Raw genomic sequence first — 15,362 nt, forward strand, 5'->3', positions numbered from 1 at the left:
CTTTAATCTCCGCCTCAATCTCCGGCGTGTCGGCGGGCCTTGTAGTGCGCGATCAATCCGGTGGTGGAGCAATCGTGGCCGCGGGCGGGGATGTCGTCGGCGAGTTCCGGGAGGATGTTTCCGGCCAGCTTTTTGCCCAGCTCCACGCCCCATTGATCGAAACAATTGACGTTCCAAATGTTGCTCTGGACGAAGATTTTGTGTTCGTAAAGGGCAATCAGTGCGCCAAGGTTTTTGGGGTCGAGTTGGTCAAAGAGGATGGTGTTGCTGGGTTTGTTGCCGGCAAAAATCTTATAGGGCAGCAAGCTTTCCAGTCGTTCGCCGCGTAATCCTTCGGCGGTGAGGTCGGCACGGGCCTCTTGCTCTGTTTTGCCCTTCATCAACGCCTCGGTTTGGGCGAAGAAGTTGGCGAGCAAAATGCGGTGGTGGTGATCGGTCGGCTTGAACAGGTTGATGGGGGCCAGAAAATCCATCGGCACCAAAGACGTGCCTTGATGGAGGTGCTGAAAAAAGGCGTGCTGACCATCTGAGCCGGGCATACCCCAAATGATCGGACCGGTGAGATGGCCCACTTTTGCTCCGTCGCGGGCGACCGACTTGCCGTTGCTTTCCATATCGGTTTGCTGGAGGTAGGTGATGAAGTGCTCCAGATGGTGGTCATACGGCAGGATGGCCTGACTTTCGGCGGCAAAAAAATTGATGTACCACACGCCCAGCATCGCCAAGATGACCGGCATGTTTTGTTCCAGCGGTGCGGTGCGGTAATGCTGGTCCATTTCATGGGCACCCGCCAACAATTCGGTAAATCGGTCCATGCCGACGGCCAGCGCAATGGGCAGTCCGGTTGCCGACCACAGCGAATAACGTCCGCCAACCCAGTCCCATGATTCAAAAACGTTATCGGCGGTTATGCCGAATTCGATGGCGGCTTCTACGTTGGTGGAAACGGCCACAAAGTGATGGGCGATGGCGGCTTCTGTGGTCTGCGGCGCGGCCAGGAACCAGTCTCTGACGGCAGCCGCATTGGTCATGGTTTCTTGGGTGGTGAAGGTTTTTGAAGAGATGATGAACAACGCCGTTTCCGGTGAAAGTTTGGCCAGCGTTTCATCAATGTGGGTGCCATCGATGTTGGACACAAAATGCATCTTAAGGTCAGGCGAGACATAGGGTGACAAGGCTTCACACACCATCATCGGCCCTAAATTAGATCCCCCGATTCCGATGTTGACGATGTCGGTGATGCGTTGGCCGTTGAAGCCGCGCCAGGTTCCGTTGCGAACGTTGTGGCTAAACGCGCCGACGCGCTCAAGCACATCTTGTACCTGGGGCATAACATCGACGCCATCAACCATGATCGGTTGGTTGGACATGTTGCGCAGCGCCACATGCAGGACGGCTCGGTTCTCGCTGGTGTTGATTTTTTCGCCGGTGAACATGCGTTCGCGCCAGCCTTCGACGTCTGCGGCGCGGGCCAGATCAAACAGCAAGGGCAGGGTTTGAGCGGTGATGCGGTTCTTGGAATAATCGAGAAAAATCTCTCCGCAGCGCAAGGAAAACGACTCAAAACGGTCCGGCTCTTGGGCGAACAGATCGCGCATGTGCAGGGCGGCAATTTCTTTTTGATGGGTTTGCAAGACGTTCCAGGCCGATGATTGCATCAGGGCGGTCATGACAGTCTCCATTTTGTGGTGCAGGGCAGTGCGCCTCGGTACGAGGTGCCTAAATACGGTTTATAACTGCTGGAGGCGCAAAGGGAAGGGGGGGACGTAAATCGCCGTCTAAAAATTGTCGTCAATACACCGCCTCTTTGGTCGCGTTGAAAGTGTGCCGTGCGAGATTGTTTTGGATTATGCGGTTCAACACCCCGGTAATTCAACATCATTTTAGGTTGAACCCCCATATGATGTCATTTGAGCAAGATGAACTTGTTTGGGAAGGTGTGGAGAGGGCAAAAAACAGCTCCAAATGGAGCTTTTCAAGGGCGGCGCCCAGATCATACCCAAGGGCGGCGCCCAGATCATACCCAAGCAGCACTCGGGCGGCCTAACGGTCTTTGTCCATGAGTTTTTTCAATTCGTCGAAGTCTCGCGGGTTTTTTCCGCAATAGCGCGCAATGTTCTTTTTCACTTCATCCACTTGATCCAGCAAAAGCAACCGTTCCGTTCCCGCAGACCTTTGGGCGCGGTGGGCCAATAAAGACTGGTAATCCCACAGGCGGTAGACGTGGGCAGCGCTGACCACATTTTTTTCGCCCGCATCGCACGGGCTTTTTTGAGATGTGTAACCTTGATTGTGCTCCAATAGCGCCACGTTAACCTCCTCCATTCTGAACGGGTTTTGCAAAAGCACGATCAACCACATAAAATCCCATACGCTTAACCAAGAAGCTTTATGGGAGATGTTGGGTTTTGATTACGCCGTTTTTACGGCCCGCCTTGGGCTCGGCGTTTTACGCTTTGGTACGGCTTGCTTCTTTTGGCTTTTCTGGGTGGCTTTTTGGGCCAAAATTTCCTGTTCGACCAGAAGCCAGTGATCAAAGTCCCGCTGGTCCGGGCAACCTTCGGCCAACCATATGTGATAGGCACGGTGTTCTATTTCAAGTTGAACTTTTGTCGGCATATCATGCCCCCACAGTCTGAAAGAACCTGACTCTGCATACTTCGATTTAATTTAGAGTGTATAGTATATTTATGTTGCAAATCAAAGTGTTACGGATTTGTTACACTGCATTGCGAGGCGCGCGTCAACGGCGCCTATGTAGCCAAAATGTACTAGCTGTGCATTATATCGTAAATTGAAAGAAATTCAACCTGCATTATTGTTTGTCTCTCACATACAGTTCTGCCATGGCGAGTGTTTTTGATTGTTTGGTGTGCACGGGTTTCGAGCGTTGTAATTTGGCCCAGGCAGGTGTGGCCCATGCTTTCGGGTGTGGTAAACAACTGTGTTTGGCTCTAGTATATATTTTCTTTAATTTGCTCAACGTATTAAGGGGCGCTGGTGTTTGAGTGATCTGTTTTCCCCGTCGGATGTTTTTATGATGAAGCAAGGCCCATACGATAGCGCCACTTTGGCTATCGTCAACGCTGACCACTACGATCCGTTTTCCTATCTCGGCATGCATGGCGGGGGGAAGTCGGGCGTGGACGTGCGGGCGTTTCTTCCCTATGCGCAGGGCGTCGATCTTGTCGATGCCGTCACGGGAGACGTTGTCGCCCCGATGGTGCGCACCCATCCGGCAGGCCTGTTTTCGGTTCACTTGGCAAGCCACAAAGTCCGTTTTGCCTATCGCTTGAAGGTGACATCCGGCGACAGCGTTCACGTGCTTGACGACCCTTATGCCTTCGCCCCCGTTTTGGGAGAGGTGGATATCCATCTGCTGTCGGAAGGCACCCATTATCGGACTTTTGATAAACTCGGTGCGCATGTGGTGGAGGTCGATGGCGTCAGCGGTGTGCTGTTCGCCGTTTGGGCTCCCAATGCGCGGCGTGTCAGTGTGGTCGGGTCTTTCAACAATTGGGATGGCCGCTGCCACTCGATGCGCCTCCATCCCAGCTGCGGCATTTGGGAAATCTTCATTCCGGGACTGGGAGCTGGTGCGCTCTATAAGTTTGAGATCAAAGCCCAAGACGGCCGCCTTTTGCCGCTTAAGGCCGATCCGTATGCGGCCTTTATGGAACAGGCCCCGGGCACGGCGTCAATCGTCTACGATCTGGATGGGTATACATGGTCCGACGATGCGTGGATGAAGCAGCGCGCAGAGACGGGCCGCTGCGAAGACCCCATCAGTATTTACGAAGTTCATCTCGGCTCGTGGCGACGCAATCCCGAAGAAGGGTTGCGGTCTTTGAGCTATCTGGAACTGGCCGATGAATTGGTGCCTTACGTAAAGGATATGGGGTTCACCCATATTGAACTGTTGCCGGTCAGCGAATACCCCTTTGAAGGCTCTTGGGGATATCAGCCGATTGGGTTGTTTGCGCCGACCAGTCGGTTCGGTCCGCCCAACGATTTTCGGGTGTTCGTCGATCGCTGTCACGAAGCCGGTATCGGCGTCATCTTGGACTGGGTGGTCGGTCATTTTCCCGAAGACACCCACGGTCTGGGACAATTCGACGGCACGCATCTGTACGAACATGCCGACCCCAGACTGGGGCGCCATGCAGACTGGGGCACGTTGATCTATAATTTTGGCCGCACGGAAGTGTCCAACTATCTGATCGCCAACGCCCTGTTTTGGCTAGAGACCTATCATATTGATGGTCTGCGGGTCGATGCGGTGGCGTCGATGCTGTATCTGAATTACAGCCGCGAAGAGGGACAGTGGCTGCCCAATAAATACGGCGGCAATGAAAACTTGGAAGCCATTGCCTTTTTGAAGCGTATGAATGAGCAGGTCTACAGTCTCTATCCGGGTGCCTTCACCATCGCCGAAGAATCGACCGCTTGGCCGATGGTCTCGCGCCCCACGTATGTAGGCGGCCTCGGCTTTGGCTTTAAGTGGAATATGGGGTGGATGCACGACACCCTGGATTACATTGCCTTTGACCCCATTTACCGCAAATTTCACCATGACGACCTGACGTTCGGGTTGCTGTATGCGTTTCAAGAAAACTTCGTTTTGCCCATTTCGCACGATGAAGTGGTCCATGGTAAAGGCTCTTTGTTGGGCCGTATGCCGGGCGATGTGTGGCAACAGTTTGCCAATATGAGGGCCTATCTTGCCTTCATGTATACCCATCCCGGTAAAAAGCTGTTGTTCATGGGCTGTGAATTTGCTCAAGGCCGAGAATGGGACCACGACGACAGCTTGGATTGGCATTTGATCGGCGATAAACGTCACCGCGGCGTGCAGACTTTGGTGCGTGACCTAAATCATCTTTATCGCGATCAACCGTCGCTGCATCATCACGACAACAAGCCTGAGGGCTTTTCGTGGGTTGAGTGTCACGATTACGGGCGCTCCATCCTCGCGTTTCGCCGCCACGGCTTGGACGATGTGGATGACATTTTTGTCGTGTGCAACTTTACGCCGATGGTGCGCGAAGACTATCGCCTGGGTGTGCCCTTCGCCGGGGCATACCGTGAGGTTTTCAATTCCGACTCATCGCATTACGGCGGAAGCAATGTCGGCAACTCTGGTTTGGTGAACACCCAAGACGTGAGCGCACACGGTCAAGCCTGTTCGCTGGCGCTGACCTTGCCCCCCTTGGCGGTCATTGTGTTGCGCCGGGAAGACCTGAAATTAGGCCAAGGGGACTGACGCGTGGTGATCATTCATCCCGAAAAGAGTGCCCTTGAGCAAGGGCTGCCGTTTCCGATGGGCGCTACGTGGGATGGCGCTGGTGCGAACTTCGCGCTGTTTTCCGAAAACGCCGAAAAGGTTGAGCTGTGTCTGTTTGACCCAACCGGACAACATGAAATTGCCCGTCATGTTCTGCCTGTGCGCACAGATTATGTGTGGCATGGATATTTGCCGGATGTTAAGCCGGGACTTTTGTACGGTTACCGGGTTCACGGCCCTTATGCACCTGAACAAGGTCACCGTTTTAACGCCAACAAGTTGCTGGTTGACCCCTACGCGCGAGGCTTGTTTGGCAAGCTCATCAATCACGACGCACACTATAGCTATAATCGCGCCAGCTTGGCGGAAGATCTGTCGTTTGATGACCGCGATAACGCCCCGTACATTCCCAAGTGCATCCTCACCGATCCCACCTTGCCCAGCGAAACGGAACCGCCTCTGCACACCTCGTGGTCGGATACCATCATCTACGAATTGCACGTGGTGGGCTCCACCCGTTTGAATCCTGGCGTTAAAGAAAAGCTGCGGGGAACATTTTCTGGCCTCACTTCAGATGCGTTTTTGAACCACCTGCAAGACTTGGGCGTGCGTGCGGTGGAGCTATTGCCAACCTTCCCGTTCACCGATGAAACGCATTTGGTTGACAAAGGCCTCACCAATTACTGGGGCTACAGCCCATACACCTTCTTCGCCCCGGAACCTCGTTATTTGTCGGGGTTGAAGAGTAAAATAGATGTGACCGGCGGCATGGGCGAGTTTCGGGCCATGGTCCAGCGTTTTCACGCGGTGGGCATCGAAGTCATTTTGGACGTTGTTTACAACCATACCGGCGAAGGCGGCCACCTGGGCACGACCCTGTCGTTGCGCGGAATTGACAATGCCAATTACTACCGTCTGATTCACAACAATTGCCGTCATTATGTGAACGACACCGGGTGCGGCAATACGCTCGACATTTCCCATCCGCGCGTTTTGCAGATGGTTATGGATTCCTTGCGCTACTGGGTGGAATACGGACTGGTGGATGGCTTCCGCTTCGATCTGACGTGCAGCTTGGCGCGGATCGATGGCGTCTTTCATACCCATTCAGGCTTTCTCGCCGCAATTGGTCAAGATCCCGTGTTGGCGCATGTAAAATTGATTGCAGAACCTTGGGATTTGGGGATCGGCGGGTATCATTTGGGTGGTTTCCCGCGCCGCTGGTCAGAGTGGAACGACCGTTATCGCAACACCGTGCGAGAGTTCTGGCGTGGCGGCGAAAATACGATGATGGAACTGGCGCACCGGATTACCGGGTCCGATGATATTTTCGGCTCTCGCGGCCGACACCCCCGTTCCAGCATCAATTTTATCACCGCCCATGATGGCTTCACGCTGGAAGACTTGGTCAGTTACGGACACAAACATAACGAAGATAATAAAGAGAACAACAGAGACGGCTGTAGTGAAAACTACAGCTGGAACTGCGGGGTGGAAGGTCCCACCGATGTGGCCGCCATTAATGAATTGCGCCAGCGTCAGAAACGTAACTTTATCGCCACGTTGTTTTTGTCCCAGGGTGTGCCGATGTTGGTGAGCGGCGATGAAATGGGGCGGACGCAAAAGGGCAACAACAATGCGTACTGCCAAGACAACGCTGTGAGTTGGACGGATTGGCAGAACATTTCCGATGATGGGCTTCTTGAATTCGTCAAAAAAATGATCCGCATCCGTTCCGGGTGCACGGCCTTTCGCCGCAGCGAATATTTTACGGGTCAAGAAATTGATGGCGGACCCATAAAAGACATTACGTGGTGGTCGCCGGCCGGTCATGAAATGACCCATGACGATTGGTATATTCCCCACGCAAAATGCTTAGGTTTTCATATGGCCTGTCCGTACAAGGGTGTCCGTGGAGAACGCTTGATGGTGATGATGAATGCTCATCACGATACCGTGCCGTTTCATCTTCCCCCCCCCGCTTATGGGGAGCGTTGGCACATACTTCTCAATACAATTTCTGTGACCGAAGACATTTCCAGCAAAATCGTCAAGGCGGGTGACGTCTTCACGTTAGAGGGTCATAGCCTGGTGATGTTGTCCAGTTCAGCCATGGCCACTGACCAGCAGATCGTACAGGGCTAGGGGGGCATCATGGTCGATCACAATCAGCTTCATCGCCTTGCGGACTTGGCCGGGATCGAACTCGATTATTGGGAGGTTAATGGCCAACATCACGAAACCAGTGATGATACGCGGCGTGCCATTCTTGCTGCCGTAGGCTACCCAGCCAACACAGACTTAGAACTCACCGACAGCCTTGCGCGAATCGAAGAGGGGCCGTGGAGAAGAGGTCTTGAACCGATCACGGCTCTGCGTGTTGGTCAACAGTGCCCGCAGCCTGCCGTGACCGTCACCGTCCGGGAACGGGATGCAGACGGGACTTTGGCGTGGTTTCTAGATTGCGAAGACGGGCAGACGTTTGAAGGTTCTGTCCTCGCCTCTGCCTTGCCCGTCATCGAACGCCGCACCATCGACGGCGATGTCTATCTTCGTTTAAGTTTGTCTATGCCGGATGATGTGGCCTATGGCTACCACACCTTGCGGGTGAAAACAGACGCGCTTAAAGCATCGAGCACCTTGGTCGTGGCGCCGCCATCGGGATACCGTCCAGACTGGATGCCCAAAGACGGTGTCGGCGGACGGCGGGTGTGGGGTGTGGCCTGCCAACTCTATGCTTTACGCGGGGCCAACGATTGGGGCATTGGGGATTTTGGGGATCTGGGTGCGTTTTGTGACGAAGTTGCAAAATGGGGAGGATCGGCGGTCGGTTTATCGCCCCTCCATGCGTTGTTTCTGTGCCAAACCGAACGCACCAGCCCGTATTCCCCTTCAAGCCGGACGTTTTTGAACCCTTTGTATATTGATGTGACCGCTGTGCCGGAATGGCCGGATGTTGCGGGTGATCTGGATTTTTCAGCGCGCATTCAAGCGGTTCAATCCGGCGATCAAGTGGCGTACGGCGAAGTTGCCGCCTTGAAGACGGAGGCGCTGGCTCATCTCTTTGCGCGCTTTGAGAAGGCCCATCCCGCAAACAGCGGCTCGCCCAGACGTTTGGCCTTTGAGGCTTTTGTTGCGTTGAGCGGAAGGCCCTTGCAGCAGTACGCCTTGTTCGAAGCCGTGCAAGAACATTTTGCCGCAACGCCGGTTCACGCCTGGCCGCTCGAATATAAAGATCCGAACTCGGATGCGTGTGCGGCTTTTGCTGCTGAGCATGCGACGCGGGTGAGCTTTTTTGCCTATCTTCAGTGGGAGGCGGATCGCCAACTGGCTCTGGCCGCAGCACGGTGCGATGACAACGATATGGCCATTGGCCTCTATCGTGACATGGCCGTTGGCGTCACCGTCGATGGTGCCGATGCGTGGATAGACGGCGACGCTTACATGGATGGCGTCAACATTGGCGCGCCGCCTGACCCCATCGCTCCTGCGGGGCAAGACTGGGGCCTGCCGCCCTTTAATCCCCTTCGTCTGCGGGAATTGGGTTATGCGCCTTATATCCAAATGTTGCGTGCCAATATGCGCCATGCGGGGGCCATTCGTGTGGATCACATCATGTGGATGCAGAAAATATTCTGTATTCCCAGGGGTAAAGACGGGCGTGAAGGCGCTTATATCCGCTTTCCGAAAAATGACCTGTTCGCCATTTTGGCCCTGGAAAGTCACCGCAACCGCTGCTTAATCGTCGGCGAAGACCTGGGCACCGTGCCGGAGGGTTTTCGCGAGCGGATGGAGGCCGAAGGCATCTTGTCGTATCGTCTGCTGCATTTCCAGCGCTATGCGGACGGCCTGTTTTATCGCCCCGAAACCTATCCAAAACTGTCTCTAACAACAGCGGCCTCCCACGACTTTCCAACCTTGGCCGGCTATTGGAGCGGTGAGGATTTGCTGATGCTGGCCGACATCGGCTTGATCGCAAATGATGAGGAACTCAAGGCTCGCCAAGCCCAGCGGGCGCGTGATCGGGAACTGTTGGTTGCGGCTCTGATTGATCAGCAGCTGTTGGCGAAAGATTTTCCGCAGACCCCGGATGGCGCGGACGTGAAAGCGTTGATCAATGCCATTCACCGTTTCCTCGCCCGTTCGCCGGCAGCTTTGATGATGGTGAACCTTGAAGACATCATTGGCACCACGCGGCAAATCAATGTTCCTGGGACCGTCGATCAGTATCCCAACTGGTCGGGGCGCATTGAGATCGATATTGACCGCCTGAGTGGCCCGGACCAAGTTGCCGCAGCCGCCTTGGTCGAGGCCGAGCGTTCTTAAATTCCCATACCAAAAAGCCCCCAAACTTGTCGCTTGGGGGCTTCTCGGAACATATTGTGGCGGCACTGCCTGAATTACAATGACCTGATGCCCCAGATTTCTTTCGCGTATTCGTGAATGGTGCGATCAGCTGAAAACTTGCCCATGTGCACGACATTCAAAATAGTGCGCCTTGCCCAATCATGGGTGTCGCGCCGCGCTCTGGCCACGTTTTCCTGACATGTCACGTAGGATTCATAATCGCCCAGCAGCATGTAGTGGTCGCCGCCATGCAAAAGGCTGTCGATAAGAGGGCGATAGCGCGATTTATCCCCGTTGGAAAAGTAACCGTTACCGATCATGTCGAGGCACAGTTTCAGGCATTCAATATTGTCGTAATAGGTCCACGGGTTGTAACCGCTCATGCGTTGAGATTGGACCTCTTCCGTGTTCATACCAAAAATGAAAATGTTATCTGCACCAACTTCTTCTTTAATTTCGATGTTGGCGCCGTCCAGTGTGCCGATGGTGAGTGCCCCGTTCAAGGCAAACTTCATATTGCCCGTACCCGATGCCTCGGTGCCTGCCGTTGAAATCTGTTCAGAAAGATCACATGCAGGGATAAGGATTTCCGCCTGCGAGACGCTGTAATTGGGGACGAACACGACCTTCAGTTTGTCCATGGTCAACGGGTTGTTGTTGACCGTTTCTGCGACATCGTTGATCAGGTTAATGATCAGCTTTGCGATGTCATAGCCCGGAGCGGCTTTGCCGGCAAAAATGAACGTTCTGGGGGTGTGGTTGCCGCCCGGATTTTTGCAAATGCGATTGTAAAGGGTGATGATATTGAGCACGTTGAGCAGCTGGCGTTTGTATTCGTGAACCCGTTTGATTTGCATGTCGAATAAGCTGTCGACGTTCACGGTAACGTTGAAATTTTTCTGTAACCAGTCTGCAAGTCGCTGTTTGTTGGCGCGCTTGATGGCGATGAACTGCTCGCGAAATGCGGGATCATCGGCCTTGGGCGCCAACTGGCTCAGCAGAGACAGGTCGTGAGTCCAGCCGTCCCCGATATGCTCCGTGATCAGAGCAGCCAGTTTCGGGTTCGCCTGCAATAACCAACGCCGAGGTGTGATGCCGTTGGTTACGTTGACAAATTTGTCCGGATAGATGCGGTCAAAATCAAAGAACATGGTGGAGCGCAACAGCTGCGTATGCAGGGCAGCAACACCATTGACCTTGTGGCTGCCCACGATTGCCAGATGCGCCATGCGCACAGAGTGACGTTCATCATCAATGAGCGACACACGATGCAAGATGGCGGTGTTACCGGGGAAGGAGTGTCTGGTTATGCGCAAAAATTCATCGTTGATCAGGTAGATCAGCTCCAGATGACGCGGCAGAATTTCCGCCATCATACTGACCGGCCACGTTTCCAGCGCTTCGGCCAGAAGCGTGTGATTGGTGTAGGAGAAGGTCTTCGTACACATCTGCCAGGCTTCTTCGAAAGAATAGCCGTGTACGTCGATCAAAAGGCGCATGAGCTCCGGTACGGCCAGGGCGGGATGGGTGTCGTTCAACTGCATTGCCGTGAGGTCCGGCAGGTCATCTAAGGATTTGTGATAGCGCAGATGCCGCGCGATGATGTCTTGTAGCGAGGCGCTGACGAAGAAGTATTCCTGCTTGAGACGCAGTTCCTTGCCCAACTGCGTTTTGTCGTTGGGGTAAAGGACTTTGGAGATGTTTTCCGACGAGGTCTTTTCCCGCACGGCATCTTCATAATCGCCTTCGTTAAAGAAACGCAGATTGAAGTCGCGGGTGGCCCGTGAAGACCACAGGCGCAAATTCCCCACCGTGTTGGTGTCAAAACCGGAAATGGGCACGTCAAAAGCCATCGCCATGACTTCTTGGGTGTCGACCCAGTGGCATTCTTCAGAGCCTTGAGCATTTTTAAAACATGCAATGCGACCGCCAAAATGGATCGGGTAAAGGACGTTGGGGCGTTTGACTTCCCATGGGTTGCCGTAACGCAGCCAGTTTTCCGGATGCTCGACTTGTCGACCGTCTTTGATGTCTTGTGTGAAAATGCCGTATTCATAGCGAATGCCATAACCAAACCCTGGGTAATTGTGGGTGGCCAAGGAATCCAGGAAACATGCGGCAAGACGGCCCAAGCCGCCGTTGCCCAAGGCCGCATCGAATTCACACTCGATAACCTCAGGTAGAGAAATCCCCAGTTCGCTCAAGGCCCCTGAGACCAAATCTTCGGCACCCAAATCGAGCAAAACCTTTTCCAGGCTGCGGCCCATCAGGTATTCCATGGACAGGTAATAGACCTTTTTGTTGCCATTGCGGTAATGGTGGCGGGTTGTTTGAATGTGACGTTGATTGAGTACGCCGCGCAGCAAATGGGCGATGGCGTAAAACCAGTCGCGATTGGTCGCTTCTTCGGGGTCCTTGCCGACGGAGTGCAGCATGGTGCGCACAAGAGCAACCTTCATGGACTCGACGTTGTGAAAGTTGTCGAGAAAATCTGTTTGCAAGCAGAGTTCTGTCTCTTTGTTGATCGCCGATTCGGATGTGACCATGATTTAAGTGCTCATTTGTCTGTTTCAGGTTGCCGCAAGATTTTTGTATAGACGCATGTAGGCTGGTGCGGCGTGCTTCCAGCTCATGTCTTGGCTCATCGCGTTTCGCTGCGCTTTTTGCCATAATTTTGGGTGGCGATAAAGATCGGTGGCCCGTTTTGCTGTTGCCGTCAGGGCATCGGTGCTGGCTGTTTCGAAGACAAAACCCGTTCCATCTCCGGCCGTGCCGCAATCGACAACCGTATCGGCTAACCCACCTGTTTTATAGACCAGAGGCAGTGTGCCGTACCGCATGGCATACATTTGAGTCAACCCGCACGGTTCAAATTGCGAGGGCATGAGCAAGACGTCACTGCCCGCGATGATGCGGTGGGCGAGCGCATCGTCATAGCCGATCTTCACCTTAATGCCCAAGTCCAGGCCTGAGATAACGCTGAGTAGCTCTTCCAAATGGTGATCACCGCTGCCGAGAATGGCCAATTGGATGCCCAGTTTGCGCAACGCGCTTGCCGACTTGGCGATCAGCTCAATGCCTTTTTGTTCGGTCAGGCGGCTGACGACGCAAAACAGCGGGGCATCTAGATCGGCAGGCAGTCCCATTTCATGCTGCAAGGCAGCTTTGTTCTGAATTTTGCCGGTGCGACGCGCAAGGGAGAAATGGTGGGGGATGTGCGGGTCCGTTTTGGGATTCCAGATGTCATCGTCGATGCCGTTCAAGATGCCGTGCACGGAATCGGCGCGCTGGCGCAGCAAACCGTCCAAACCACAGCCAAATTCAGGCAGCATGATTTCTTTTGCATAGGTGGGGCTGACCGTGGTGATGGCGTCGCTGTAATAGAGTCCGGCTTTAAGGAAGGAGACTTTATGGTGGAATTCAAGACCGTCGATGGAAAACGCAGCGTCGGGAAGGCCCACTTGAGGCAAAACGTCCGGCGTGAACAGCCCAAGATATTGAAGATTGTGAACGGTGAACACGGTGCGGGCGCGCTGGCGTATCCCCCAGAAGTGCAGATACGCGGCGGTCAGCCCTCCCTGCCAATCGTTGGTGTGGACAATGTCCGCCGTCCAACCGCATGCGTTATCGGGTACCGAGAGTATGGCGGCGACGTAGGACAGCAAAGCGAACCGCAAATGGTTGTCGGGCCAGTCCGTTTTGCCGTCTTGGACATATGGGTTGCCGGGTCGGTCATAAAGTTGAGGGCAATTGATGAGCCACAGGGGAACCCCGTTGTCCGGCATACGGGCTTCGATCAGGCTGACGTCTTCGAACCCCAAGATATTTCCCAGAGCGATGGTTACACCGACATGATCAGCATTTTCAAGGGCTTGAGGATAGCCCGGGAGCAACATATGAACATCTTCACCCGCCTCAGCCAAGGCGGCGGGCAGAGCGCCGGAGACATCGCCCAGTCCCCCCGTTTTTAACAATGGGAATGCTTCGGAGGTAACAAAAAGAACTTTCATGGGAAGTAAGTCTATCCTCTAGCTTGCTCAGGCTCTCAAAACGAGGAGACTGCTTCGTGCAGGGGAAAGTCTATACAGTGCCATGGGTATTTCCAAATGGAAAAGTTGCTTGCTGAAGGCGATGTTGGCTTGCATGCCCAAAAGTGTAGGTCCGCGAGATCTGCATTTATCTGTTGGAGCGTCGCGTTCGATAACAAAGTATTCGCCCATATTTTAGAGCTGATCTGGGAAAACGGATTATGCCTTTTCTGTAACCAAGATATATTTTTTCATTCCTACAATTCAGCCTGCAAATGAGTTAAGATGGTTGTGTGATAGTGCACATGCAAAGGTGCAAAACGCGCGGTTGGCAGAAAGGCGAGCTGCGTGTGCGGTAGGCCTGTTTTATGAAAATGTAGGGGGATTCTACTTGGTTGACGACAATTTTGACTACAACAGAGCTCTTAAAAAAACCATGGCTCTGATTCTTGCCGGGGGCCGCGGCTCACGGTTGATGCAGTTGACGGAAAGTCAATCTAAGCCCGCTGTCCCGTTTGGCGGAAAGTTTCGTATTATTGATTTTCCCCTTTCAAATTGCATGAATTCAGGCATTCGTCGGGTTGGGGTGGCGACTCAATATAAGGCTCACACCCTGATCAAGCATATTCAGAACGGCTGGGGCTTTCTTCGCGCCGAGCTTCATGAGTTTATCGAAATTTGGCCCGCCCAGCAGCAAACGGATGACGAAAGCTGGTATAGCGGCACCGCTGATGCCGTGTATCAAAACATCAATATCATCAAAGGACACCGGCCGGACTATATTTTGGTCCTGGCAGGCGATCATATCTACAAACAGGACTACAGCCGACTGATCACCCATCACGTCAAAAGTGGTGCGGATGTAACGGTGTCGTGTGTCGAAGTTCCGGTTGAAGAGGCCAAGGGCTTTGGCGTTGTCGATATCGATGGCGATGGAAACATCATCAGTTTTGTGGAAAAGCCGGAAACCCCGCCCACCATGCCCGGACGTTCGGATATGTCGCTGGCGAGCATGGGCATCTATGTGTTTAACGCGGACTTCCTTTATGAGCATTTGTGCCGCGATCAACAATTAGCGGACTCCTCACACGATTTTGGCAAAGATATTGTTCCCTATCTGGTTGGCCGCTGTAAATTGATGGCGCACCTGTTCTCGGACAGTTGTGTAATTTGCGGCACCCAGACGGAATCGTATTGGCGCGATGTGGGGACGTTGGATGCGTATTGGGAAGCCAATATCGATTTGACCCACGTGATCCCGTCATTGGATCTTTACGACAACAATTGGCCCATCTGGACCTATCAAGTTCAGCGCCCGGCGGCAAAATTTGTGTTCGATAGCCCTTCACGCCGGGGTGCAGCGGTTGATTCCTTGGTGTCAGCGGGCTGTGTCGTGTCTGGTGGTATTGTGGAACGCTCTTTGCTGTTTACCGACGTGCGCGTAAACTCGTATGCGACGGTCAGAGATTCCGTAATTTTGCCGGAATGCGATATTGGCCGAAGCGCCTACATCAACAAAGTGGTCATGGCCAAAAACTGCCGTATACCGGAAGGCATGGTGATCGGCAAAGACGCCGCAGATGATGCGCGCCGTTTTTATCGCTCGGAAGGTGGCGTCACGTTGGTGACGCCGGAAATGCTGGAAAAGTTGGCGGCAGAAGAAGAAGCCGCGCAACGCCGTTAGGCCCGCTCTCGCAGAGGCG

General features: G+C 53.8%; 9 protein-coding genes. 4 read left to right on the forward strand and 5 right to left on the reverse strand.

The genetic code is table 11. The features are described 5' to 3' along the window. Positions 1 to 14: 14 nt before the first annotated feature. From pgi to BEN30_RS11135, 3 genes are all read right to left on the reverse strand, one after another. The gene (gene pgi / locus BEN30_RS11125) at positions 15 to 1,670 is read right to left on the reverse strand and encodes a glucose-6-phosphate isomerase (protein WP_069958419.1); all 1,656 of its coding nucleotides are present in this window, start codon (positions 1,668 to 1,670) and stop codon (positions 15 to 17) included. 373 nt (positions 1,671 to 2,043) lie between these two features. Further along, positions 2,044 to 2,310, reverse strand: coding sequence for a hypothetical protein (locus tag BEN30_RS11130; RefSeq protein ID WP_139134993.1), 267 nt, complete (start codon positions 2,308 to 2,310; stop codon positions 2,044 to 2,046). 102 nt (positions 2,311 to 2,412) lie between these two features. Further along, complete coding sequence (locus BEN30_RS11135; RefSeq protein ID WP_069958421.1) at positions 2,413 to 2,619, reverse strand: DUF2934 domain-containing protein; 207 nt, start codon at positions 2,617 to 2,619, stop codon at positions 2,413 to 2,415. Between the two features lie 421 nt (positions 2,620 to 3,040). Between BEN30_RS11135 and glgB the strand changes: the two genes are divergently transcribed. From glgB to malQ, 3 genes are read left to right on the forward strand one after another with little or no spacing between them, the layout of a single operon-like run. After that, positions 3,041 to 5,263 (forward strand): 1,4-alpha-glucan branching protein GlgB, encoded by a 2,223-nt coding sequence (gene glgB / locus BEN30_RS11140; RefSeq protein WP_069958422.1) that lies wholly within the window; start codon positions 3,041 to 3,043, stop codon positions 5,261 to 5,263. 3 nt (positions 5,264 to 5,266) lie between these two features. Further along, positions 5,267 to 7,429: a glycogen debranching protein GlgX gene (glgX, locus tag BEN30_RS11145; protein WP_245649043.1), complete on the forward strand. Its 2,163-nt coding sequence runs from the start codon at positions 5,267 to 5,269 to the stop codon at positions 7,427 to 7,429. A 9-nt stretch (positions 7,430 to 7,438) separates the two neighbouring features. Continuing rightward, positions 7,439 to 9,610: a 4-alpha-glucanotransferase gene (malQ, locus tag BEN30_RS11150; RefSeq protein WP_069958423.1), complete on the forward strand. Its 2,172-nt coding sequence runs from the start codon at positions 7,439 to 7,441 to the stop codon at positions 9,608 to 9,610. Between the two features lie 74 nt (positions 9,611 to 9,684). On the opposite strand, the gene BEN30_RS11155 is transcribed toward malQ, so the two are convergent. Both BEN30_RS11155 and glgA read right to left on the reverse strand, forming a co-directional pair. Next, positions 9,685 to 12,177 carry a glycogen/starch/alpha-glucan phosphorylase gene (locus BEN30_RS11155; protein WP_069958424.1) on the reverse strand — a complete coding sequence of 831 codons (2,493 nt, stop codon included), beginning with the start codon at positions 12,175 to 12,177 and terminating at the stop codon, positions 9,685 to 9,687. Between the two features lie 24 nt (positions 12,178 to 12,201). Then, positions 12,202 to 13,641 carry a glycogen synthase GlgA gene (glgA, locus tag BEN30_RS11160; RefSeq protein WP_069958425.1) on the reverse strand — a complete coding sequence of 480 codons (1,440 nt, stop codon included), beginning with the start codon at positions 13,639 to 13,641 and terminating at the stop codon, positions 12,202 to 12,204. A 409-nt stretch (positions 13,642 to 14,050) separates the two neighbouring features. Between glgA and glgC the strand changes: the two genes are divergently transcribed. Further along, entirely contained in the window at positions 14,051 to 15,343 is a 1,293-nt protein-coding gene (glgC, locus tag BEN30_RS11165) for a glucose-1-phosphate adenylyltransferase (RefSeq protein WP_281201836.1), read from the forward strand. Positions 15,344 to 15,362 lie beyond the last annotated feature (19 nt).

It is taken from the genome of Magnetovibrio blakemorei (genome assembly GCF_001746755.1).
Lineage (GTDB): Bacteria > Pseudomonadota > Alphaproteobacteria > Rhodospirillales > Magnetovibrionaceae > Magnetovibrio > Magnetovibrio blakemorei.

Excerpts from the sequence above, each read along its gene's own strand:
- BEN30_RS11135 (WP_069958421.1), bottom strand. The coding sequence starts at position 2,619 with ATGCCGACAAAAGTTCAACTTGAAATAGAACACCGTGCCTATCACATA.
- glgA (WP_069958425.1), bottom strand. The coding sequence starts at position 13,641 with ATGAAAGTTCTTTTTGTTACCTCCGAAGCATTCCCATTGTTAAAAACG.
- BEN30_RS11155 (WP_069958424.1), bottom strand. The coding sequence starts at position 12,177 with ATGGTCACATCCGAATCGGCGATCAACAAAGAGACAGAACTCTGCTTG.
- pgi (WP_069958419.1), bottom strand. The coding sequence starts at position 1,670 with ATGACCGCCCTGATGCAATCATCGGCCTGGAACGTCTTGCAAACCCAT.
- glgB (WP_069958422.1), top strand. The coding sequence starts at position 3,041 with ATGAAGCAAGGCCCATACGATAGCGCCACTTTGGCTATCGTCAACGCT.
- malQ (WP_069958423.1), top strand. The coding sequence starts at position 7,439 with ATGGTCGATCACAATCAGCTTCATCGCCTTGCGGACTTGGCCGGGATC.